This window comes from Halobacteriovorax sp. RT-2-3, assembly GCF_047085075.1.
Classification (GTDB): Bacteria; Bdellovibrionota; Bacteriovoracia; order Bacteriovoracales; family Bacteriovoracaceae; genus Halobacteriovorax_A.
This window is the reverse complement of sequence record NZ_JBKIYF010000001.1, coordinates 214,761-237,576: the sequence shown is the minus strand read 5'-3', so window position 1 is coordinate 237,576 and position 22,816 is coordinate 214,761. Positions and strand designations below refer to the sequence as shown.

20 protein-coding genes are annotated in these 22,816 nt (G+C 36.8%); 9 read left to right on the top strand and 11 right to left on the bottom strand.

Going from position 1 to position 22,816, the window contains the following annotated elements; translation table 11 throughout:
* Positions 1 to 9: 9 nt before the first annotated feature.
* A complete protein-coding gene (locus tag ACMAYX_RS01120) occupies positions 10 to 4,029 on the top strand; it encodes a hypothetical protein (protein ID WP_412471401.1) in 4,020 nt (1,339 codons plus the stop codon).
* Positions 4,030 to 4,067: 38 nt separating this feature from the next.
* On the opposite strand, the gene ACMAYX_RS01115 is transcribed toward ACMAYX_RS01120, so the two are convergent.
* A complete protein-coding gene (locus tag ACMAYX_RS01115) occupies positions 4,068 to 4,811 on the bottom strand; it encodes a hypothetical protein (RefSeq protein ID WP_103217156.1) in 744 nt (247 codons plus the stop codon).
* Between the two features lie 176 nt (positions 4,812 to 4,987).
* Here ACMAYX_RS01115 and lexA point away from each other — a divergent pair, with 176 nt between their 5' ends.
* From lexA to ACMAYX_RS01095, 4 genes are all read left to right on the top strand, one after another.
* Positions 4,988 to 5,644 carry a transcriptional repressor LexA gene (gene lexA / locus ACMAYX_RS01110; RefSeq protein WP_103217155.1) on the top strand — a complete coding sequence of 219 codons (657 nt, stop codon included), beginning with the start codon at positions 4,988 to 4,990 and terminating at the stop codon, positions 5,642 to 5,644.
* On the top strand, positions 5,637 to 7,739 hold the full coding sequence (locus tag ACMAYX_RS01105; RefSeq protein ID WP_412471400.1) for an AMP-binding protein: 2,103 nt from the start codon (positions 5,637 to 5,639) through the stop codon (positions 7,737 to 7,739). The genes lexA and ACMAYX_RS01105 overlap by 8 nt, the downstream gene beginning before the upstream one ends.
* Positions 7,740 to 7,830: 91 nt before the next feature.
* Positions 7,831 to 8,577, top strand: coding sequence for a trypsin-like serine peptidase (locus tag ACMAYX_RS01100; protein ID WP_103217153.1), 747 nt, complete (start codon positions 7,831 to 7,833; stop codon positions 8,575 to 8,577).
* Positions 8,578 to 8,716: 139 nt separating this feature from the next.
* Complete coding sequence (locus ACMAYX_RS01095) at positions 8,717 to 9,451, top strand: trypsin-like serine peptidase (RefSeq protein ID WP_103217152.1); 735 nt, start codon at positions 8,717 to 8,719, stop codon at positions 9,449 to 9,451.
* 37 nt (positions 9,452 to 9,488) lie between these two features.
* Here ACMAYX_RS01095 and ACMAYX_RS01090 read toward each other — a convergent pair whose 3' ends face one another.
* From ACMAYX_RS01090 to ACMAYX_RS01070, 5 genes are all read right to left on the bottom strand, one after another.
* Positions 9,489 to 10,259, bottom strand: coding sequence for a hypothetical protein (locus ACMAYX_RS01090; protein ID WP_103217151.1), 771 nt, complete (start codon positions 10,257 to 10,259; stop codon positions 9,489 to 9,491).
* 83 nt (positions 10,260 to 10,342) lie between these two features.
* Positions 10,343 to 11,524: a hypothetical protein gene (locus tag ACMAYX_RS01085; RefSeq protein ID WP_412471399.1), complete on the bottom strand. Its 1,182-nt coding sequence runs from the start codon at positions 11,522 to 11,524 to the stop codon at positions 10,343 to 10,345.
* Positions 11,525 to 11,580: 56 nt separating this feature from the next.
* Positions 11,581 to 12,207 (bottom strand): hypothetical protein, encoded by a 627-nt coding sequence (locus tag ACMAYX_RS01080; protein WP_392992068.1) that lies wholly within the window; start codon positions 12,205 to 12,207, stop codon positions 11,581 to 11,583.
* 39 nt (positions 12,208 to 12,246) lie between these two features.
* The gene (gene eno / locus ACMAYX_RS01075) at positions 12,247 to 13,527 is read right to left on the bottom strand and encodes a phosphopyruvate hydratase (protein ID WP_412470595.1); all 1,281 of its coding nucleotides are present in this window, start codon (positions 13,525 to 13,527) and stop codon (positions 12,247 to 12,249) included.
* A gap of 63 nt (positions 13,528 to 13,590) precedes the next feature.
* On the bottom strand, positions 13,591 to 14,367 hold the full coding sequence (locus ACMAYX_RS01070) for a glutamate racemase (RefSeq protein ID WP_158246810.1): 777 nt from the start codon (positions 14,365 to 14,367) through the stop codon (positions 13,591 to 13,593).
* Between the two features lie 52 nt (positions 14,368 to 14,419).
* On the opposite strand from ACMAYX_RS01070, the gene ACMAYX_RS01065 reads away from it, so the two are divergent.
* A complete protein-coding gene (locus ACMAYX_RS01065; protein ID WP_103217146.1) occupies positions 14,420 to 15,148 on the top strand; it encodes a hypothetical protein in 729 nt (242 codons plus the stop codon).
* 2 nt (positions 15,149 to 15,150) lie between these two features.
* Here ACMAYX_RS01065 and ACMAYX_RS01060 read toward each other — a convergent pair whose 3' ends face one another.
* On the bottom strand, positions 15,151 to 16,026 hold the full coding sequence (locus ACMAYX_RS01060) for a hypothetical protein (protein ID WP_412469495.1): 876 nt from the start codon (positions 16,024 to 16,026) through the stop codon (positions 15,151 to 15,153).
* Between the two features lie 196 nt (positions 16,027 to 16,222).
* Between ACMAYX_RS01060 and ACMAYX_RS01055 the strand changes: the two genes are divergently transcribed.
* Positions 16,223 to 16,471: a hypothetical protein gene (locus tag ACMAYX_RS01055; RefSeq protein ID WP_146037789.1), complete on the top strand. Its 249-nt coding sequence runs from the start codon at positions 16,223 to 16,225 to the stop codon at positions 16,469 to 16,471.
* A gap of 3 nt (positions 16,472 to 16,474) precedes the next feature.
* On the opposite strand, the gene ACMAYX_RS01050 is transcribed toward ACMAYX_RS01055, so the two are convergent.
* Positions 16,475 to 17,611: a CpaF family protein gene (locus ACMAYX_RS01050; RefSeq protein WP_103217143.1), complete on the bottom strand. Its 1,137-nt coding sequence runs from the start codon at positions 17,609 to 17,611 to the stop codon at positions 16,475 to 16,477.
* A 30-nt stretch (positions 17,612 to 17,641) separates the two neighbouring features.
* Positions 17,642 to 18,097 carry a cupredoxin domain-containing protein gene (locus ACMAYX_RS01045; RefSeq protein WP_103217142.1) on the bottom strand — a complete coding sequence of 152 codons (456 nt, stop codon included), beginning with the start codon at positions 18,095 to 18,097 and terminating at the stop codon, positions 17,642 to 17,644.
* 209 nt (positions 18,098 to 18,306) lie between these two features.
* Between ACMAYX_RS01045 and ACMAYX_RS01040 the strand changes: the two genes are divergently transcribed.
* Positions 18,307 to 18,717, top strand: a complete 411-nt coding sequence (locus ACMAYX_RS01040; protein ID WP_103217141.1) for a response regulator — start codon at positions 18,307 to 18,309, stop codon at positions 18,715 to 18,717.
* Here the strand turns inward: ACMAYX_RS01040 and ACMAYX_RS01035 are convergent.
* Positions 18,704 to 19,189: an Hsp20/alpha crystallin family protein gene (locus ACMAYX_RS01035; RefSeq protein WP_412469494.1), complete on the bottom strand. Its 486-nt coding sequence runs from the start codon at positions 19,187 to 19,189 to the stop codon at positions 18,704 to 18,706. The genes ACMAYX_RS01040 and ACMAYX_RS01035 overlap by 14 nt on opposite strands.
* A gap of 225 nt (positions 19,190 to 19,414) precedes the next feature.
* Between ACMAYX_RS01035 and ACMAYX_RS01030 the strand changes: the two genes are divergently transcribed.
* The gene (locus ACMAYX_RS01030; RefSeq protein WP_103217139.1) at positions 19,415 to 20,305 is read left to right on the top strand and encodes an ImmA/IrrE family metallo-endopeptidase; all 891 of its coding nucleotides are present in this window, start codon (positions 19,415 to 19,417) and stop codon (positions 20,303 to 20,305) included.
* Between the two features lie 70 nt (positions 20,306 to 20,375).
* Here the strand turns inward: ACMAYX_RS01030 and ACMAYX_RS01025 are convergent, their stop codons facing one another.
* On the bottom strand, positions 20,376 to 22,793 hold the full coding sequence (locus ACMAYX_RS01025; RefSeq protein ID WP_392992075.1) for a hypothetical protein: 2,418 nt from the start codon (positions 22,791 to 22,793) through the stop codon (positions 20,376 to 20,378).
* Positions 22,794 to 22,816: the final 23 nt, after the last annotated feature.

Genomic DNA, 22,816 nt, shown 5'->3' with positions numbered 1-22,816 from the left:
ATCAATGAAATGTATCGTTTTATTATTATTTTATTCATATTTATATCTACGACCTTTCAAGTCTATGCTTTAGACGATCTGTCGGCCTGTGTTTTAAAACGTGGCAATATTAAATCAGATGCACAAAGTGCAACTCCGATATGTAGTGCAACTATCCTCGATCGAAATACGATAGTATATGAACAAAGTTGTACACGTACATCTAATCCAAGGGCCCTACAATTAACTCGCTATTATGTATCTTGTCATAACGATAGCATTAGCTATCGAATTCCCGCTGTCAGATACAATCAAAGAGATGCTGCTCATAAAACCCTAAAGTTAGACACACCCATCGCCTACTTTCCAACAAAGCATCATAGCGACGAAAAACTTTCTAATTGTAAAATTAAAGCAGCATCAAAAGAAGTTGATGTAAGATCAACACATCTTATAAGTGATATTAAAAAGCTTAAACTTTCGAAGTCATATAGCGCTTCACCTATTATTTGCCAAAATCAAACGAATCAAGAAGAGATCCTTGCTGGGATAATCTCTAGTGATGGACAGTTTATCCCTATGAATAAACTGAAAGAACAGTATGAGCTTGAGTCTGATTTTTTAGCAACTCTTGAGGACACAACCTATAGTGAAGAATCGGCAGTTATCGTTTGTAATAATGCAGCAGAGTGTATTGCAAACCTTATTACTCCTGCCATTGAATTAAATGATCAATTAAACGAAATCATCTCTAAGCTAAATGGATACGAAAAAACTTCTATTGCAAAAGAAAGGCAAGAGCTTACAAATGAATTTCGTGATCTTGAAAAAGAGTGTCATCGTAAGTCACTTACAGCAAGGCTTAGCTACTCAAATATGGAATCCCCTGACTTTGGAGACAAAACAATGGGAGTCATTGAAAGAGGTGCTATTGGTGTCTTTAACTTCTTTGGAAGCATTAATCCATTTGATAAAGAAGAATTTCTGTATACAACATTTAAGAATATTGGTGCAATTTCTGAAAACTTAACAGAGGCAAGAATTAAAGAAATATTTGATGATGTTAACAAGAAGGATATTGGTAATTTCGATAAAATAAGGGAGCTAGCAAGCGCTTACTCAAAAGAAGTTGTCAATTTACTACTTGATGAAATGAAGACTTTTTCTAGTGAACAAGAAAAGATGGCCTTTGTTACACCTTACCTTAAAGACTTAGATAAGTGTCTTAATAAGGCCGTCAGAAAAGATCAAGTCATCGAATGTTCAAATATATTCACAAATAATATTGCACTAGCTATAGGTGAGAAAGAATTAGAAAAACAAATTGGCCTTAATTTCACACCAGAAGATGGCATACCGACACTTAAATCAAAGTCAACAAACGCATATATGAAGTGTGTGAGTGAAAACTTTAATAAGTTTGAAAAGATCATCGACACAACATCAGTCGTTAAAGGTTGTGTCTATACAGGAATCCTAGAAAGTTATCATCGTACTCGTGCTGGACGTGTTAATGATGCAATTAAAGGCTACACAGGAAAATCACAAAACAACGCTATTGTTGGAGATATACTAAGGAAGTCAAATAACTGTCGTTATGCACCTATTGTTAATGAAAAGGGTCAAACACCACAAGAATATCTTGTGCTTGCTAAAATGAGTACCGAACAATTCACAAAAACAATTGGTGAATGTATTGATAGTCTTAAGATGAGTGCAACTTACGATGTAGTAGAAATTGCAATCTTAACTAATCCAAAGATATCTGAAAGCCTATCTCAAAATGAAAAAAATCTTTTAATTGAAGAAATTAAAACGAAGCATCTACCGGCCTGTATGAATGCAAAGAATACAACTGACGGAAATGAATGTTCAGCATTTATTACGGCCATGGCAACAGCACAAGCTGCAAAGTCAATTTTAGCACTTGAGTTTGATAAACAATTTGATGCTCTTAATATCGACGAGGCCCAAAGAGTTCGTCTTTCTCAAAGAATTATTGGAGATTATGAAATTTGTATTGAACGAGCAAAAAGAGAAATATATCGAGACCTGACAAAAAACATTGATGAAAATCTTATTAACCAGTGCTTAACAGGGGCCATCACTTCCCTTTCAGGATCAATTCTAAAAGATAGTATTTATAAAGCAACAAGTGACAAAGGTATTACTGACACAGTAGTTGAAGCGGCAATATCAGAGCAAGAGCTATCAAGAGTAAAGAATACAATGAAAGGTTGCCTAGAAAGCGATCTTTCAAAACACACATCATTAGGCTCATATCAAGATGAAATGAACAATATTATTTCGGCCTGTACATTTAAAACCCAAAGAAGTGTCATTGGTTTAATTGCAAAAGAAATGGCACATGCTCAGGTAAAAGAGTTTAACTTACCAACAAACGAGGTTAATTCCCTCAATAGATTTATCGAGAATCACATAACTAATAGTACTCCTGATAATCTTGATAGCAACGTCGACACCCTAACTCCTCTACTTATTAAAAGAGTTGCTCCTGGAGCAATTGAAAAGACTCTAGAGGATTTTAAGTCGAAATTTACAAAAGCTGAATTTGAAGCAGCAAAAGAGAAAATCAGTACCCAACTTAACAATTGTCTTGATAAGACACTTGCAGATAAAGAAAGAAACAGTGAAATAAACGCAACAACGGCAGCGAGTATTTGTATGTCAGTGACTGTTAAGGATGCTTACCGTTCACTTGCTCCAAAGATTATAAAAGAAACGATTGCACCACTTTTTAGCAACGAACCAAACAAAGTAGCATCTCTAACTCAAACATCTTCAAGAAATTTAATGAAGTGTCTTGACTCGGTAAGTGATGATATAAAAGCACAGGATAACGCAAAAGATTGCCTTAGCAGTGAAATTGGAAATATCGCCAAATCAATTGCAAAGACTCTCCTTTCTGATCTTAATAAGTTTGCAAATCCAAATGCAACATTACAGGACTTCACGAAATCACAAGCATACCGCGAATTTGAACGTTGTATTGATGGGCCTAGAAACCCTGATCTAGAAGAGGCCACTCAAAATATGAACTCTTGTGTTACTAAACTTGAAGCACAAGCAAAAGATGAAGTTAAGAATCGTTTCATTCAAGTCTATGGAAGACAAAACCCAGAGCAACTAGGAAAGGTCATGGATATCCTCCTCACCATTCCTGCAAAAGCTCAAGAAACTGGTCACAAACAAGATTCGTCATCTTCTGAGGGAATGCCGAATGCACAACTTATTTCAACTCTTGAGCTAGTAGGATCTACACTTAAGTATTCATGCGAAAATAATACTGCTATCTGCGATCAGGCAATTCACAACACAACAATTGCAATGCAAAGGCATGGCCTTGATAATCCTTCGTCTTCAACAGCACAAAATACCCAGGCCCTCATGGAAAGTGAACTGCTTGAAAACCTCATCACTTCACAACTGGGAATGAATTTAAATGAAGTCTTTAAAAAAGAGCTAGCTTCTTATAATGGGCCAGATAATCTTGTTATCGAAAAGATTGAAGATATTACAAACAATCGTCTGCTAACAGATATTATGAGAACACCACAAGGGCGCAAGCTTAAAGAATATATTCTTAAAAAAGTTGAAGAAGGTGCAATTGATAATATTGCAGAGGATACTAATCTTAGAAAGTTACTTGCTCAAGCACTTACAAGTGATACAAAAGATGGATCATTTGGCGATCAACTTTCGTATGCTCTTGTTCAAACTGAGCTTAATCGCATGAGAAATCGCTCACGTGGCCTAAGAGGTTTCTTTAGAGAGTTTACGATAAACGCAGGAGACCTCCTAAATATTATCGATAAGAAAGATTTCAAATGGTATAAAATTACTAAAACAAGAACTGGTGCTCGTGCTCGAGAATATATAATTAAAGAAATTATTGCACCAGCGATTGAAGGGCGTGATTTAAGCGCGGAAAGGGCATCTTCTAAGAAGTATAAGAACCAGCAAGAAGAAAGGCTGGATCGTTTCAAATCAATGCTAACAGATGCTTTAAAAGAGGCAAACAAACTATAAAAAAAGGCTTCCGATGGAAGCCTTTTCTATTTTAATTCTTAATTCATTCTTTGTAGTAGGCCATCTCCATTTACGTAGAAGATATCTGTTTCATCAATCGATTTCAAAACTGATGATGCCTTGTAGTTAATATTAACTACTGCTGAAGCAACTGGTGAATCCATGCTTCCCTGATTTGCAATTGACATAATCTCACTTGAAGCTGAGAAGTTAAATCCCCAAGAAACACTTACGTTACTTGCACTTACAAAAAGGCCAGTAATATAAGATCCCTTGCCTTCAAACTTTCCACCGTATTGAAATACAACTGTATAAACGAATGAGATAACCTCAGAGCCAAATCCATTGCGGTAAGCAACTTTGAATGAGCGAACAATTGGAGCTCTCCAGTGAGACATTGAAGAGAATGTTCCATTAACATCTTCCATATTTGGGATGATACTGATTGGTTTTGTAAACTTTGTGCTACTAACAGGTTTTCCTGCATCGACAATCTTCCAAATCTTTTGCCCAAGGGCCAAAATCTTATCAACTGTCATAAAGACTTCACCAAGTCCTGCGCCACTCTTCTCATTTGTTAACTTGTTATAAACAAGTCCATAACGAGGATAAACTTCAGTTACTTCACGATCAACAATCTCAAGATACTGTTCTTGATCTCTTGCATCGAGCTTTTCAAACTTCGCTTTATTCAGCGCTCTAGCATCTAGAGAGAATGCATTCGTACTAAATAGTAATGTAGCGATAACTGCCAAACGACTTAAACTTGTAAACGATTTCATGGACCCTCCCTTTAATTTGATGACCTATAAGTAGCTATTTCAAGGCCCTACGTCAATTCAAGAAAGAGATGATTTTTGATTGTAAGTTTTTTTCACAAAAACCGTGAAAAATATTCACAAAGTATGTGAACAAAACTTATGTTGACTTACGCATATCTTACGCATAACATATTGTTATGGCATTAACAAAGAAACAAAACCAAGTTTATCTCTATATAAAGAATTACTACCTGGCCGAGGGCTATGCTCCTACGCAAAAAGAAATTAAAGAGCATTTTGGCCTTAAGTCATTCGGTTCCGTAAATAAATATATGCACTATTTGCAAGAGGCCGGAAAAATCGAAGTTGACTGGAATGCTCGTCGTGGAATTAAGTTACTTGATGTGGAGCAAACAACATCTAATGTTGATCAACAACTAGCGTCCTTAACAAATATGAGTCCACAATTTAGCGAGATTCCCCTTCTTGGTGATGTTGCAGCAGGAAATCCAATTGAGGCCATCGAAAACCCAAGTGAGCACACTCTCGTACCAAGTCATATGGTCTCAAGGCCAGGAAGATACTTTGCACTAAATGTACAAGGTGACTCTATGATTAACGACGGTATTCACGAGGGAGATATTCTCGTTTGTCGTGCGCAAGAAAATGCTAACCAAGGCCAAACAGTCATCGCTCTTGTTGATAATGAGGCCACAGTTAAAAACTTCTTTAAAAAGAAAAACTCAGTTGAGTTGCATCCTGCAAATGATCGCCTCTCACCTTTTGTCATCACAGCAGAAAATGACTTTCGAATCGCAGGTGTTGTTGTTGGTCTAATGCGAAGTTATGAATAAAATTGGTTTTATATCAAAACTCATTGCTAATGCCCCGGGGCCATTTATCTATCAAGATGGTAAGTGTGTTCTTAGCTATGAAGAATTAAAATCTCAAATACAAGAACTAGACGAAGCATCAAAGGCCGATGGTAAAAACTTAAGCTACAAAGTTTTATCCTGGCGTCCAGACAATAATATTTGCTTCCTCATTGAATACTTTCGCTTAATCGAGCATGGAATAACTCCAATCCTAGTTGATGCAAGAAGATTAGAAGCTTCGCCCAAAGACTATGAGCTCGATAGTTTAATAAATGCAAAGCTTGAGGGAATTCTAAACGAAAAATCATGCGCAAGTGTCATTTACACCTCTGGCTCCACGGGCCGTCCTAAAGGTGTAAGACTAAGTCTTGAGTCACTTTTAAATAGTGCACAAGCAACCGTAGAACATTATCATATAACCCCTAATGACAACTGGGCCTTATCACTTCCACTTTTTCACATCGGTGGAATCATGATTGCTTGGCGCAGCCTTATTGCGGCCAGCTCACTTACTATTGTTAACGCCGCACAATTAGAAAATGATTTAATACTCAATACACAAATTACAATCTGCTCTCTGGTTCAACTTCAACTAGCAAGATTAATCGATGATCCTCAAATGATTTCGAGAATGAGTCAAATGAAGGGTGTCGTTCTTGGTGGATCAAAAGTGGCAACAGCATTGATAAATAAAGCAACACAAGAAGGGATTTATTTATCAAACTCATTTGGGGCAAGTGAGTCTTGTGCGCAGTTTCTGGCAACCCCCTTTACAAGAGACATAAAACTTCTAAGCACATGTGGCAAACCCATGGATGGCAAAATTAGCATTATCGATGCTAAATGTGTTCTAGAGGGAAAGAGCATCGCTCTTGGCTACCTACACGGCCAAGACTTCAATCAGAAGTATTATACTAATGACCTGATCGAAGTTGATCAAGACGGTAATTACACAATCAAAGGGCGAAGTGATTTCGTTTTCCAAAAAGCTGCAGAGAATATAAATCCTGAAATCATTGAAGAGAAACTTTCTAAATTCTTCAAGAATATTTATGTGTCACCCTTAAAAAACGAAAGGTATGAAAATCTTATTGCCATTACTTATTGCGATGACATTTCATTAAAAGATGCGCAAGAGACTATTGAGCGAGAGCTTATCTCTTTTGAGAGACCTCACCTACTATTTAAGGCCATGGACCTCAAAGACGTGCAAGTGGCGGTGAAAATAAATCGAGAAAAAATAAAAGAGCTCACTAATAAACTCTTTTTAAAATTTGATGAAGAAATTGCAATCAGCGTTCAAGGAAACCCTAATGGTGATCTTATTTTCATTTCTCACGGTTTTATGGGAAATGCACTAGAGCTAGAAGAGGCCACAAATGGCCTGGCAAAGGACTACCTACTTATCTATCTCGACCTACCGGGACACGGAAAGAATTACAAATTAAATTCTCTTAAAACATTTAAGCAACAATTAATTTCTTCTCTTAAGAAAATTGATAGAGATAAGAATGTACATTTCATTACATATTCGATGTCCGGGCGAATCTTTAACGAGATTCTTCGAGACAATGAATTAGCAGATCTTACTAATATTAAGAATTTTATAAATGAAAGCGGCGCTCCAGGATTTCTAGGAAATGAAGAAGAAAGACAAAAACGTCTCGCACATGACTCTGGCCTTTTTGATGGAAAGAATGAAAAAACATTCTTCCGAAATTGGTATGATCAAGGCGTCTTTAAAGGAATGAACGATTGTCTTGGCATAGATGAAATGCTTACTCGCAAAGAGAAAGAATATGTAAAGTACGCTCAAGCCTGGTCTAAGGTATCACCACAACTTTCTGTTGCTATGCAAAGGGACTTAAGAGATCTTAACGAATTACCACAAGGCATCACATATCATTACCTCTGCGGCGCTCTAGATACAAAGTACAAGGCATACTCTAACGCCTACACACAATCTGATCACGTGAAATTTCATAGCTATATAATAGATGATGCTTCTCATAATATACACTTTATGAATAAAGAGACTTATTCAAATCTTCTTAAAAAAATATTCAAATCTTAACTTTCTAACAACTTCTTACTATCTCAAATACATATTTGTCGTTTACTTTTTGACGACCTAATATATTTCTTCACGAACTAAGGAGAGAAGAGTGAAAAAAATATTTCTACTAGCGATTTTACCATTTTCAATTTTTGCCACGGATAAGACAATTTGCGGAATGGATGATCGAGTACCTTCAAGTGATCCAAAAGTTGGTCGCTCACTTGAAAGAGCAAGAGATAAAGCAGGTTGTACAGTAACACTTGTATCAAACTCATGTGCTATCTCAGTAGGTCACTGTGCTGCTACATTCAATGTTATTGAATTCAACACTCCTGCTTCAACAAGAAGAGGAATTGCACACCCAGACCCTAAAGATATTTACGAAGCTGATAAAGCGACTATTAAATATAAGAGCAATGGCCAAGGAGATGACTGGGCCGTCTTCAAAATCAAGCCTCATAGAACGACAGGTCTACTACCTGGTCAAGCACAAGGCTTCTACCCTATCGCTAAAGATATTCCTGCAGTTGGGACAATTCTTTCAATCACAGGTTATGGAAACGATAACGAATTTGAAAGAAAGTTTGCTCAACAAAATAATATTGGCCCATTAACTGAAATCGGTGGTGACTATTATGGACAGCATCGTGCTGCAATTTTAAACCACAGAGTTGATACAATGGGTGGAAACTCTGGCTCAAGCGTACTTAACCTTGAAACAGGTGAAATCGTTGGAGTACACTCTCACGGTGGATGCTACGGAAGTGATGAATCAAATGCGAACGCTGGAACTGTTCTTCAACTACATGCAGAGTTTAAAGCGGCCGTTGAAAACTGCCTAGCAAGTGAATAAAGAAAACTAATTCTATTGACTACAATATTAGGCCTCTGCTAAGTCAGAGGCCTTTTTATCTCTATAAACTCTACACTAAGCATTGATAACAATTCAGAAATCCTTTAAATTAACGCATCACGCAACAACAAGGATTTCCATGAATAGATTATTACCTATTTTTATATTACTTATCACGCCTTCAATATTTGCCTTAGAAAAGTCAATATGTGGTAATGATGATCGAATTCCTTCAAATGAACCCAAGGTAGGTAGAGCTCTTCGTAATGAAACTGCAACTGATGCCTGTACAGTCACGATGATTTCAAAAAGTTGCGCCCTATCAGTAGGCCACTGCAAGAAGTACTTTAATATCATCGAATTCAATACGCCTGAATCTGACAAAAATGGCATAAACTACTCATCTAAAGAAGACACATATAAAGTAGATCAAAGCTCAATTACTCTTAGTGATGCTGGACCAGGAAATGACTGGGCCGTTATGAAAATACTACCAAATGAGACGACACAAAAGTATGCTGGAGATGTTCAAGGCTTTTATGAATTAGATTACTCTGTTGCAGCAAGTAAATCACTTATAAGTATTACTGGCTACGGAGTCGATACTGAAGCAGAAAGATCCTTTGCTCAACAAAACGGCATCGGTTATATAGAGAGTATTGGAAGAACTGGCCTAATTCGCCATAAGGTTGATACGACTGGTGGTAATTCTGGCTCAAGTATTATTAATCTAAAATCGGGAAAAATTGTTGGTGTTCACTCACATGGTGGCTGCTCAATCAATCACTATAGTAATACAACAAATCTTGGAACAAGCGTTTCGACAAATATATCATTCAATAAAGCGATTCAAGCTTGTCTTGATTCAGAATAAAAAAAGCCTCTCATAAGAGAGGCTTTATTTTATAAATTTATTTCTTTTTCTTCTTACCTTTCTTTTTCTTAGTACCTTTCTTCTTGCGGTTCTTAGCGATAAAGATTCCAGCACCAACAACAAGCGCAAGGATCAGATAAAGAGTCATATCATCACCACCGGCACCTTTACCTTTTTGTCTTTGGCCACCAACGCCAATATCATTAAGACCTGCTTCGTTATCTAAGAAGTCACCTGAAGCACCCGGAACTGCTTCACCTTTATTACCAGCGAGCTTAAGCCCATCAGCATCATTCTTAATGCGAGAAAATACCTGCATCGTCTCAATGATCTTATCAAAAATTGGCTTATAAGTTTGGTAGTGTTCCTTTGCAACTGAGAACGTTACAGCTACACCTAACTCTCCTTTTACAGTCGCAAGATAACGAGTATAAAAGCCAGGAACCTCACTTGATAAGTGAAGTGAATCAACCCAAGTATGACCTTGACCTTGAATCTTCTTCATTCTCGTGTATGAAGGTTCTGAAATTTGTGTTTTTCCACCAGGTAGCTTAAATGTTTTGGCCTGCTCTAAATAGGCCTTGTATTGAATTAAGTCATCTTGTTTACCACGGTGCTTGGCCGCGAAAATAATGATGGCCTCTTTCTTTCTTCTATCATTTGTCGACTGACAAACATACTCACTTCCCTCAATAGAACATTCCCAACCATTTGGTAGTTCGAACTCAAGAAAGTTAGAAGTATAAGGTTTTGCAATTACAGCTGATGTGGCCAGTAGGTAGAAAGCAATTAGAATTTGCTTCATCATCGATAATATCCTTTTTATGTTTATATTCAATATTTTAGCTTAACTTACAATTATATCAATTACTAAATATTTCCTCATTTCAACTACTTAATCCTGGCAGCAAAGCCTTTTTCTATTGGCACCTTACGGTAACGTGCCACAACTTTTATAATTGATGAAGCACTTGAAACTTCATAAACCTTGCCTTGAGCAACTAATATATTTCCGCCGAAGTAGTCTGTTTTATAAATATCAACAATATTTCCAACTTGAATATCATCAAGAGAGCCATGATCAATCTTAATGAAAACTCCCCTAGGAGAAACCTTAATAACATTGGCCTCGACAGAGTACTCTTTAAAACTCTCTTCAAATTTCTGCTGAGCAGTTACACCACCAGTAGTCCAAGTAAGACCTAGAGTTGTATAAAAGTCTTTATCAGTTGAAGTTCCAACAACCTTTGCACCAACTGTTGCATAAGCAAGATACTTCTTTCCAAATAGAGTTTGAGCACTAACGTCTAAGTTTAGGAATTGGCGATTAATCGAATTCCACCTTGAAGTGTAACCACTAGCAACAACAGGCTTTGCGTTCGGATTATCAGTGTATTCATCACCACCCAATGAGTAGACACCATTTGCAGAAAGCCAAAAGGCCCAATCAACATAATGCTTTACAAGTCTTGCATCAAAAATGATCTCTGAAGAAATAGGGGCCCCAGGAATACGGTAACCAACCTTGAAGTCGTATGATGTCCACTTTGTTGATTCAAATTTAGCTAGGAAATTGAGCTCAAGATCATTTCCACCGTCACCTAAAATTAATTCATCACTTGGCGCTGAACCAGAAAACGTATCAACAGTATAAGGCCTGAAGCGATAAAGTGCGTTTACAGCAAAATCTTTTCCATGCATTTTATCAAAAGCATAGAATGCTCCGACATAAAAAGACTCAAGCCCAGCTGTCGTTTGCGTCTCAAGAGTATCACCACTACTTACATATCGTCCTTTAAGGCCAGCAAGAAGTTGAAACTTAGGCATGATGGCATATTGATAATCAATATTTGCATCAAGTAAATTGTAGCTTACATCATCATTGTAAACCACTTCATTACCCTCACTATCAACTTGAGAAAGAGTCGAAGAAAAGCTGCCTTCAATCTTAACTTTGGATGCACCTTTATTTAGTGCAGTAGCGTCTGATTGATAGATTCGAGGGTTTGCTAAGGCCTGTAGGCCAGAGGCAAACAAAATCGTTAACGAAATAAAGATCTTTATAAATTCCATATGTTATATAGAATAACCTTCTTTATTACTTTTTAATATAGATAGAATTCTTTTACCTAGCAGGCGATATTTTGTTTAATATGTCCGATTTTATTAATCAGGATTATCGTTATCCATTTCTCATTCTCTAAGTAACTTTGAAATGTAATGCCATTTTCACTAGCAAGACGCTTCATTGAGAGTAGGCCAATGCCATTTGATTGTTGTTCTAAGTCTGTGTGCTCATTAATTTCATTTGAGAAAGTTAGTTGAATCTTCTCATCAACTTCACTGATGTGACACTCAATCATACTTTTGGGACTCGACCAAAGATATAAGTTTTTTGAGATATTTTTTATTAGGCGTTCAAAAATTTGTCCATCACAAGAAAATTCAATAGGGGCCAGATCACTTTGAAAAATTGAAACTTTTAAGTCGACCTTTAATTGATAAATTTCAAATTGTCTCTTACAAGTATCAATAAGACTTTCGACACTATATGAATCTGTATCCTTTAAACGCTTAAATTGGGATGATATTTGATTTTCTAAGGCCTGCACTTCATTATAAATAAGATTAAGACTTGCTTGCTCCATCTGACCATGACGAGACTCTAAATAGAGCTTCAGGCCATGTGTGTGATTGAGAAGATCATGGAGAAAATGTAGTGCTTCGTTATCTGACTTAGGTATATTTTTAGACATAAAAAAAGGCCTCTTAAAACGAGGCCTTTATATTTTGACTTAGATTAATCCGTCGTACTTTGCTTCACTACCAAGGGCCTCTTCAATTCTTAGTAGTTGATTGTATTTTGCAAGACGATCACTTCTTGAAGCAGAACCTGTTTTAATAAGTCCACTCGAAGTTGCTACAGCAAGATCAGCAATGAAGGCATCACTTGTTTCTCCTGAGCGGTGAGAGATAATTGCTCTAAAGTTATTTTCAAAAGCTAGCTTTAACGTATCAAATGTTTCACTTAGAGAACCAATTTGATTAATCTTAACTAAGATTGAGTTTGCCTGCTTTTTCTCAATACCTTCAGCTAGGATCTTCTTATTTGTTACAAATAAGTCATCTCCAACTAGTAAGCATTTATCCCCTAACTTTTCAGTTAGTTTTACCCAACCAGAATAGTCAGCTTCATCAAGCCCGTCTTCAATTGAATATATCGGATATTTTGAAACTAAATTTGAGTAATATTCAACCATATCCTCACTTGAATAGCTCTTACCTTGCATTTTGTAGCTTCCATCTTTATAGAACTCTGAAGCAGCTGCATCAAGGCTGATCGAGATATCTTGACCTGGTTTATAACCGGCCTTCTCAATAGCGCTGAGAATTAGATCAAGGGCCTCTTCGTGTGACTTAAGAGATGGTGCAAACCCACCTTCATCACCAACATTTGTTGAATATCCTTTTTCTGTTAAAACACCTTTTAGAGCGTGAAAAGTTTCAACACCAGCTCTTAGGTTTTCACTAAATGACTTTTCCATATGAGGAATAATCATAAATTCTTGAATATCAAGATTATTTGAAGCGTGCTCCCCACCATTGATAATATTCATCATAGGAGTTGGTAAGCGATACTTATCACTTGCCACAGGAACACCTAGATCTTCTCTTAAATAAGCATAAAGAGACTTTCCTTTTTCAAGAGCACCTGCACGAGCAACACACATTGAAACAGCAAGAATAGCATTAGCTCCTAACTTTTCTTTATTTTCTGTTCCATCAACATCAAGCATTGCTTGATCAACAGCTCTTAAGTCAAAAACATCCATTCCGATAATTTTTGGCGCGATATATTCATTGATATTTGAAATTGCCTTTCTAACAGATTTTCCAAGGTAGTAAGACTTGTCACCGTCTCTTAACTCAAGCGCTTCCTTAGAGCCAGTTGATGCCCCAGAAGGAACTGCTGCACGGGCCATAAAACCATTTTCAGTTACTAAATCAACTTCAACAGTTGGGTTTCCTCGTGAGTCTAAGATTTGACGTGGAGTAATAGATTTAATTTTAGACATATACCAATCCTTCGTTAGTTTAAAATTTGCCATATTTTAACTTACGCTTTTAAGGATCGTCACTTAGAAAAAGGGAAAACCTTCTAAATTTTGCTTTTTAACTTTGCGCCATAAATCTGGGCTTCGACTATCACGATAATAGAAGAAATCGACGATTTGAGCATCTTCGTTTATGACACATTGATCTGCCATATGCTTGGCCACATGATAACAAGGAGAAATACTTTGGGCCCCAACATTGGCCTTAAATAGCTCTTTGACGAAAGGATAGTGAGTACAACCTAAAATTATATAATCATAACTCTCTTTCTGGCCTGAAGGAAAAATTGAATCAACTATCTCTTTAGAAATCTCATCTTCATTGAGCCTTCCACTATCAAAACTGTCTTCAATAATTTTAGCTAAATTCTTTGATACGCGGTAAACCAAGTGTTCTTTTGGATCATAGCGCTCTTTCAAGCTCTGAAAACGCATAGAATCTGCAGTAATCTTAGTTGTTAAAACCACTCCCTTTTGCTTTTTAAGCTCTGGGCGCAGGTTAATGACATTAATAAATGGTTCAATCCCAAAAAAGCGAATATTTGGGTAATTAGTGCGTAATTCATTAATGGCCATGGCCGTAGCAGAGTTACATGCAATTAAAATGGTATCAATTCCATGAGAGATAAAGTCTTCGACAATACTCTGACAAAAAGTAAATACTTCTTCTTTTGTCTTATTGCCATATGGTGCATTCAGGCGATCTGCAAAGTAATAAATTTCGCAACGATCCATAAGTTTTGCGACTTCACGCAACACGCTAAGTCCACCAATGCCAGAATCAAAAATACCTATCTTCAATATTTCACCTTAAATGCTAGACATCCCTAAAAAAGTCGTTATTTTATCCCTTATGGGTATTAAAAATAAATTCGTAAACTTTTTCACTAGAATTAATAAAAACCGTCTATCTAATGATGATAGCAGAGACAAGCTCTTAAAGTCTATGCAAGAGTCGCTACAAAGTCCGGTGAGAATTTGCTTGGCCCATAATGTTTTTGAAAAGACACCTTTGCGTGATGATCGAAAAAATCTTCATGATATCTATCTTCACGTTGAGAGCAATGACCATAATTTACTTTTGCACTTTGATCAAATGAACATTCTCAATTTAGTGGATAAAGAATTTATCGAATATCAAAACGAAGTCGAAAATTTTGATGCAAAGAAATTTGAACAATATGCCGTTAAGGCCATGATCGATGGTTCAATTGAGAACTTAAAATCAATCCCACCAAAGACAGGACTAAACGAAGACAAATCACTTGAGTGGCTAAAAGTAACTCTACTAACGCTAAAAAAGTCACTGGCCCGTATTGATCATAGAAATACAATTTTAAGTTACAAGGTGTTTTTTGGACAATGGGAGCAATCACCTATTCTTAGAGTCATGATTTACAATCTTGATATTAAGCTAATTTTCAATAAGGATCAGTTAAAGCTAGAAGTTAAAAATAAAGAGAATCGAGCTGAATTTGATTCTCAAGCAAAAAAATATGAAGCTAGTTTTGGCCAGCTTCATAATGATGTATTAAATGAAATAATTAATTTATTTGTGAGTTTAAAACAAAGCGTCAGCTAGTTTTAGTTAAGCTTTGAATTAAGCTTTGTTAGGAAGTCCCTTGCACTTGATGTTGCAATCGCAGTGTACTGGTACGAATCAAGAATTTCTGATTGAACATCTTTTTTAAGAGCGTAAAGCTTCTTTAGATCAACACCCTTAGGCTTACCTTCCGATAGTTTATTAAGCTGCTTATTGATTGAACGAAGTTCCCCAATATATGCATTAATATCAATTTCAGAACCAAAATTATTCAAATTCTTAGTAGAGTTAATAAGGATCTCTGAAAGATTTGAAGTCTTCTTCTTTTCATTCTTTAATGTAGCAATAACATCATATTTACCACGACAATTTGTGATACGCCCTTTTAGTGAAGGACAGTTAAATGCAAGGTTTTTAATCTCATAACTAACTTTTGTATTATCGCGAAATCCAATTTTTGCAATAACACGATTAAGATTTGCAATAATATCTTTCTTTAGTATTTTTGCCGCCTGATTTTTATCAAGGCCAAGTCCGTTATTTTTAAGCTTTGTTAAAACCGCCGCCTTATCATTGGCAGATTCAATATTTACTAAGTTATTTTTTTCTAACTTTATGTGAACAAGAGAATTCTTTTCAACTAAAAGAGATTCATCAATTGCAACTTCTAGTGTTTCTGTTGCAGATTTCTTATTTAGGCCAACTTTAAGATTTGGTTTTTCAATTCGAGTAAAAGCAAGTTCTTTATATTGTCCCTGCCCATAATTTTTAAGAGTGTAGATCTGCTCAGACTTAAGCTGAAAGCGAATAGAATCAATATCATCTTGAATTGTTTCTAGTGCAAAAATATTTGCAGATAGAGCAATCGCTGTCATCACAAGAGTTGATTTGATGAATGAAGTAGTTCTATTTCTCATTTAATTTTTCCCTCAAAAATAAAATTAAGCTATTTGACGCCTTCAATAATATCAGCAGAAATGACTTTATTGGGCCTAGTTGAAAAATAGTAATGCCATGTTCATTTTCTATGCACCAAATTTTAGACAGCACTACAGGAATCTACGTAGTTTAAATTTTATTGCTTTTTACTCTAATGTAATTACAATTAATTATATGAAAATAGACGTGGATATTGACAAGTTTTCAGGGGGTTACAAGGTAACATTCCCCCTATCTGAATTCAATGACTTAAGTGATTTTAAGATGAGCATCGCTATCATCAAGGTTTTTAGCGCTGATATGGAGCTTGAACCAGAACTTGAAGTGGATGATATCAAGGAAATCGTCGACAAGACTAAAGAGCTAGATCAGAACCGATTTATCGTTGAAATCTATGAGGATGGTATCGAAGTTGATATCTAATAATTAAGCGACCTTTTTCTTAACCATATCCTTCACCCAATCAGGGGCAAGGAAATTAGATTTTGGAAATGGTAGCTTATGGACAACAATATCTTCAAAGAAAGTTGGTACATAATTACACGGCACCATCTCTCCTATATACTTACCAGTTTGCGGATCCTTACCAGTTTGAACCCAGCGAAAGATATCGCGAACAATATAATTCCCATTATTATCGACACCTAATACTTCTGAAATATGCGACGTACGACGTCCCCCATCATGATAACGACTACACTGAACAACAATTTGCAGAGCACTCCCAACCATTTTCCTAACAGCATCTGGTGGAATTTTTGTATCACCCATAAGGCAAAGTGTCTCAAGACGAGTACAGGCATCGATTGGGTTGTTGGCGTGAACAGTTCCCATTGAACCATCGTGACCAGTATTCATAACTTGAACAAGATCCAGGGCCTCATCTCCACGAACCTCCCCAACAATAATTCTATCAGGGCGAAGCCTCATGGCAGAAATAACGAGATCACGAATTGAAACTTCCTCAATCCCCTTTAACTCATCCGCCTTTCTCGTTTCAAAATTTACGACGTGTTCAGCATCAACTTGTAGTTCTGCCGCATCCTCAATAATGATGAGACGTTGTGTTTTAGGAATTCTTCCCCCTAAAACGTTTAGCATCGTCGTCTTCCCAGAACCCGTACCACCAGATACAAGAACATTCTTTCCAAGATACACGCATATATCCAGAAACCTTGCGGCCACATCAGACATAGAACCAAATGAGATAAGGTCCTTAAGAGTTAGACTTTCCTTAGAAAATTTACGAATGGCCACCGTCGTTCCATTCTTTGCCATTGGAGGTAGTACCACGTGAATACGTGAACCATCTGGCAGACGCGCATCTAGGCGCGGGTTATCTTCATCAATTGTTCGATTTACCGATTGAGCAATGGCACGCATTGCAGAGATAAGTGATGATTCATCTTCGAATTGATTTGGAACTTTAAAAACGAGACCTTTCTTTTCAACAAAAATTTCATGGGGCCCATTAATCATAACTTCGGAAACACCTTCATCTTCCAAAAGGTCGCCTATTGGATAAAGTAAATTCTTAATCGCATCGTTAAATACCGAAGACATAATCCCTCACAATCAATCTCTAAATATAAATCAGTCGTCTTTTGGACGCCAAACACGCACTCGCTCACTTTCACGAGATGCGATTTCTCTTTTTTGCTCGTCTTTTTTTGCCTTCTCTCGTGGATGCTCAATAACAGTTAAAATTCCACTGATTTGTCCCGACGGGCAGTAAAATTTGAAGCGTCCAGGCGTATCAAGAAAAACTGAAGCTTCCCTAACTTCACCAGTCTTGGCCTCAACATATACTTCGTGCTCTTTTAATATTAGACAACTAGGCTGTTTTGTCGCTGATGTAACATAAAGGTTTAACTTCTCACCAACGAAGGCCGTAACCTTTGAAGGAAAAAAACCTTTATCTGTAGCGATAATCGACAGATCTCTCTTAGGAATCTCAAATTCCTCTTTCTTATGAAAGTAAGTCTCCTGGATGCCAAAGGCAAAGGATGTAATAATCAATGTCAATAACGTCACAACGAAGCTTTTCATAAATTATTTATCGGTATCTTATAGTGGATACTTTAGTCGTCTACTCAAATTTAGCCGACTACTTTGCTCGTTATTTCAGTAGTTTAGTAACATTAACAAATATTATAGATTAATTTAGTTATAAAAAATAATGTGACGAATTAAAATAAGCTCATATTGTTTATAATTTTGAATCAACGCTGCATTTGTAACTGATAAGGAAATCACCTATGAAAGCTCTCATCATTGACGACAAAAGAACAATATCAGAATCCCTTAAGTCACTAATTGCAAGCAGTGGCTATTTTGCAAATGTATCAATGGCCTCAAATGGAGTCGATGCCTGTCAGATGATTAAAAATGATAATTATGATCTCATTGTGATCGACTTAAATCTCCCAGAAATGGGTGGCCAAGAAGTATTACAATATATTGAACGACTCTATCACCTCGAAGAAAAGCAACGTGAGAAATATCCACATATCATGCTCATTTCGGGAGATATCGATGTCGACAAGATTCATGATGCTTCAAAGATAAATGTAGAAGAAGTTCTGACAAAGCCATTTAACGCCCAGGACTTCAATCATAAGCTCTACGCAATTCTCGAAAATTTAAATGGAGAAATTATCGCTGCTTAGATTTCTTTAAAGGCCTAAAGTCCATGACGATATTACCATCCTTCATACTCATCTTAACTGAAGTCGAGTCAAGATTAGCTCTTAATGGGATACTCTGTGAAAAAGATGATTTTGAAATACCATTTGGCGATTTAATGACCTTTTGACCACTAATAACTATGATGTTTTCTTTCACTTCGACATTGACTTCATCATCTTTAGAAATTTTGATAACGAGAGTGTCAGCATCCTGCCAAAAGTATTCCACCATATTCACATGACGATTGAAGCGATCAGGAAGTCCTTTGATCTGGCCTAACTTCTGCATTCGCTCAAACATCTTTTGAATCTCGGCATCAAAGCTATCCCCTGCTTGCATCTGCTTAAACATCTCATCACGCATTTGTGTGATTTGATCAACCAGTGGATCATTAGTTTGGCCATAACTTACAACTGAAAGTAGAAAAAAAGTGATACAAATTATCTTCTTCATAATGCTAAAACTTTATCATAATTTTAATGACTTAACCAAAGAGTGGTGAAAAACTTTAACACATTCACAATGCAGCACAGCATCTAGAAACCAACAAAATCTTACATTAAGGCCCAAATCAAAAAAAGACTTTTACATAGTGTAAAAAATTCAGAAAAATCATATCTACGCTAAACCAGAAAAAGAATTGGCAAATCAATAATATACTTTTCAGGGAGGACTGATTTGAAAAAAGGAATTTTAGCTCTACTACTTGCATGTGTATCGACTTTTTCTTTCGCATGTGACGAGCACGGAACAACAGGAATCGTAGAAGACAACAACCTATGGATTCCTTCAAATGTTAAAAGTATCAACACAATTTCAGAAGGTGAGTTCAACTCAATCATTGATAAGATTGAAGCGATCTATGCACCGATTATCGCTGCTAAAGGTAAAACTTTAGAAATCGAAAGAAAATGGGAAGATGGAACTGTTAACGCATACGCTCAGCAAATTGGTAACACTTGGCGTGTTAGTATGTTTGGTGGTCTTGCAAGACACGAAACAATCACAAGAGACGGATTTGCAACTGTTGTATGTCACGAGCTTGGTCACCACCTAGGTGGAGCACCTAAGAAAGCTAGCTGGTGGGGATCTTCATGGGCTTCAAACGAAGGTCAAGCTGATTACTTCGCTACTTCTAAGTGTCTAAGAAAGTTCATGGAAAACGATGATAACGCTTCAATCATGAGCGAAGTTGAAGTTCCAGCTGTAGCAGTTAAGAACTGTGAGAAAAACTTTGTTAACGAAAACGAATATGCAATGTGTCTAAGAGGTTCAATGGCAGGTATGTCACTAGCTAACCTTTTCAGAGCACTAAGAAGCATGACTTCTGAGCTTAAGTTTGACACTCCAGATCCAGCTGTAGTTTCTAAAACTAATGACAACCACCCAGCACCACAGTGTCGTCTAGATACTTACTACCAAGGTGCTCTATGTACTGTTGACGCTTACACAGATGTAGATCAAAACGATGCAAACATCGGTACTTGTAACAGAACTGAAAACTTCACAACTGGACTAAGACCACTATGTTGGTTCAAACCAGGTCAAGCTGTAGTTGAAGCACAATAATTAAAAATTAAATTATTGAAAATAAAGAGGCCCGCAAGATGCGGGCCTTTCTTATTTAATGGACTATGAATTAGTCTTTCTTACGATCTTTCTTTGAACGAGTCTCAAGATCACCGTTGAATACTTTTAATTGATTGATGTAATCTTTGTATCCAAAAGTCGAGTCATATAAAGCTTCTAGTTCTTGAGCTAGTACTTTATATGTTTCTTTTGCTTCTTCATTAAGCTTACCAGCAGCTGAAGATGCCTTGTATTCTTTCTGTAGAGCACCGATCATTGTATTAGCAACTTTTGCGTTGTTATCCCAATCAGTTTTAATTTCTCTTTCAGTAGCAGTTAAGATGATAGAGATTAAAGTTTCAACTCTATCTTCTTTATACCCATCATCACCGTAGTTAGTTGTTGAGTTTGTAAGGATTGAGTTGAAGTAATCCGCAACGGACTTATCAAAGTTCACATTATCAAAAGAAGCACTACGTGTATTCATGATTCTTCCACCAACTTTTGATGTTACCTTACCAGAAAGCCCATTATTGATAATGAATAATGGATCAACTCCTGTAACACGAACAGGAACTCTCTTTGACTCACCTGCTTTTAGAGCTGTTGTTGTAGCTGTATAAGTCTTACCATCATTCATTGCTACAGAGATATCAACAGAGGCTGAAGTTTCTGAGTTTGAAGGGTTTTTAACAGTTACGTATACTGTTGCGTCCCCAGCTACTACAGAGTTAATCTGAGTTTGTGCATGGTAAACTGGTGCTACATCTAAGATTTCGATAGTTTTGCTATCTGTACTCTTAAGTTCGTAAACCTTCTTGATATCGCTTCCATCAATACTTACTGTAAGTCTTGCTGAATCAAATACATTTAGGTTATTTGAAAGCTTACCTTGAGCTTTTGCTGAAGTGTGAGTAAAGTTCAATGAAGCTGGAGCAGTTACGTACTCTGAGCGACTTGAACCTGATTCAAATGAAGCTGAATCAAGAGAAACTTTAATATTTCCAGACTTAAGACCTAAGTTTCTTAAACCTAATACAGACTTAAGTGACTCACCTCTTGTAAAGATTCCATTTCCGTCACCAGAAAGATCGAAACCAGTGATCTCAACCATTGGGTTATTTACAAAGTAATCGAAATTCTTATTCCAAGAAGCTACAAATAGGTTTTCGTATTCTTTAGCAAATGAAGTTGCCGACTGTGCCTTGTAAACTTCATCATAAGCTTGTTGCTTGGCAAGATCACGTGCAACGATTAGACCTACGGCCTTCCCAGAATCTTCTCCAAGGTTGCGTGCCATTGTATGTGTTGATACGAAGGCCTTACCAAAGTGCTCTTTTGCAAGATTTCTATAAGACTCAGCAAATGCGTCAGCATATACGGCCTTTAGGTCTTTAGCAGACTTTCCAGAAACAGTACGGTAGCGAGTTTCAAAGATTGGACGATTTAAGTCATCAACTTGCTTATAAACGATATTTCCGTTTGCATCTCTTTTTACTACTTTGCGTCCTGTTGGCTGTCCATCAGCACCGATCTCATCGATTTCAACAGCTACACTTTTTTGGTGATAACCAATTCTTTGCTGATATGCTTCTTTAACATCTTGGATATTACGATAAGCAATTGCTTCTTGTTCATCAGATGCTTGAAACTTATTCCATGCGCGAGTTGTTGACTTCCAACCATAGTCTTTGAAGTTATACTCTCCGTATGCAGAGAATAGATCCCACATTGAAACAGTGTGTAGACCTTTATCGAATAGAATAGGTGTTGAAGAACACTTATCTGCTAAACTTGATCTAAGACCAAATTGTCTAGCAACAGCACGAGCGTGAATTCTCTTAGAGATTGCAGATGAAGAAGAAACCCACCCAGCGTTAATTACATCACTAAATGATCCACCTTTCCCATCTCTTGCATAACCATCATCAAAACCTTCAAAACGTGGAACTTTAAGAACATTAGAATAATCTTTTGATGGAGCTGTTACAGTTTGAGAAGCATCATCTCTTACATTATCTCTAAAACGTGAGATGATTTCAGATTCTGTTGAATAACGTGAATCCTTTGCGGCCTTATCTTTACCAAGTGCTACAGCGTTTTCAATTGTCACACCTTTAAGAGCACGTTGTTCGTCTCTTAAGATATCAACCGACGGGTTTGAAGTCACATTAAACCCACGATATAGACCTTGTTGATAACCATCAACACAACCTAAATGTGTCCCTTCTCCAGCGGCATATACAGCGGCCATGCGTTGAGCAGACTGAACTCCACGCTCACACATTTGAGTGTGTTCTTTATCCATATTTGGATCATCATAAACTTTCTTACAAACAGTTTTAGAAATATTACTTAGGTTCTCCGGTGTATAAATACCATCTAAAGAAATCCCTTCGATTGAAGAATTGTAATAACCCGCGATAACAGCAGGTGCTTGCGTCATCAAGAACGCGGCAACTAGAAGCTTTTGTTTTTTGTTGTTCATTCTCTTCTCTCCTTTTTCGTTTT

Coding starts and splice junctions, on each gene's coding strand:
- ACMAYX_RS01105 (WP_412471400.1), top strand. CDS start 5,637: ATGAATAAAATTGGTTTTATATCAAAACTCATTGCTAATGCCCCGGGG.
- ACMAYX_RS01055 (WP_146037789.1), top strand. CDS start 16,223: ATGAAAATAGACGTGGATATTGACAAGTTTTCAGGGGGTTACAAGGTA.
- ACMAYX_RS01065 (WP_103217146.1), top strand. CDS start 14,420: ATGGGTATTAAAAATAAATTCGTAAACTTTTTCACTAGAATTAATAAA.
- ACMAYX_RS01120 (WP_412471401.1), top strand. CDS start 10: ATGTATCGTTTTATTATTATTTTATTCATATTTATATCTACGACCTTT.
- ACMAYX_RS01085 (WP_412471399.1), bottom strand. CDS start 11,524: ATGGAATTTATAAAGATCTTTATTTCGTTAACGATTTTGTTTGCCTCT.
- ACMAYX_RS01090 (WP_103217151.1), bottom strand. CDS start 10,259: ATGATGAAGCAAATTCTAATTGCTTTCTACCTACTGGCCACATCAGCT.
- ACMAYX_RS01095 (WP_103217152.1), top strand. CDS start 8,717: ATGAATAGATTATTACCTATTTTTATATTACTTATCACGCCTTCAATA.
- ACMAYX_RS01115 (WP_103217156.1), bottom strand. CDS start 4,811: ATGAAATCGTTTACAAGTTTAAGTCGTTTGGCAGTTATCGCTACATTA.
- ACMAYX_RS01080 (WP_392992068.1), bottom strand. CDS start 12,207: ATGTCTAAAAATATACCTAAGTCAGATAACGAAGCACTACATTTTCTC.
- ACMAYX_RS01025 (WP_392992075.1), bottom strand. CDS start 22,793: ATGAACAACAAAAAACAAAAGCTTCTAGTTGCCGCGTTCTTGATGACG.
- ACMAYX_RS01060 (WP_412469495.1), bottom strand. CDS start 16,026: ATGAGAAATAGAACTACTTCATTCATCAAATCAACTCTTGTGATGACA.
- ACMAYX_RS01045 (WP_103217142.1), bottom strand. CDS start 18,097: ATGAAAAGCTTCGTTGTGACGTTATTGACATTGATTATTACATCCTTT.
- lexA (WP_103217155.1), top strand. CDS start 4,988: ATGGCATTAACAAAGAAACAAAACCAAGTTTATCTCTATATAAAGAAT.
- ACMAYX_RS01035 (WP_412469494.1), bottom strand. CDS start 19,189: ATGAAGAAGATAATTTGTATCACTTTTTTTCTACTTTCAGTTGTAAGT.
- ACMAYX_RS01040 (WP_103217141.1), top strand. CDS start 18,307: ATGAAAGCTCTCATCATTGACGACAAAAGAACAATATCAGAATCCCTT.
- ACMAYX_RS01050 (WP_103217143.1), bottom strand. CDS start 17,611: ATGTCTTCGGTATTTAACGATGCGATTAAGAATTTACTTTATCCAATA.
- eno (WP_412470595.1), bottom strand. CDS start 13,527: ATGTCTAAAATTAAATCTATTACTCCACGTCAAATCTTAGACTCACGA.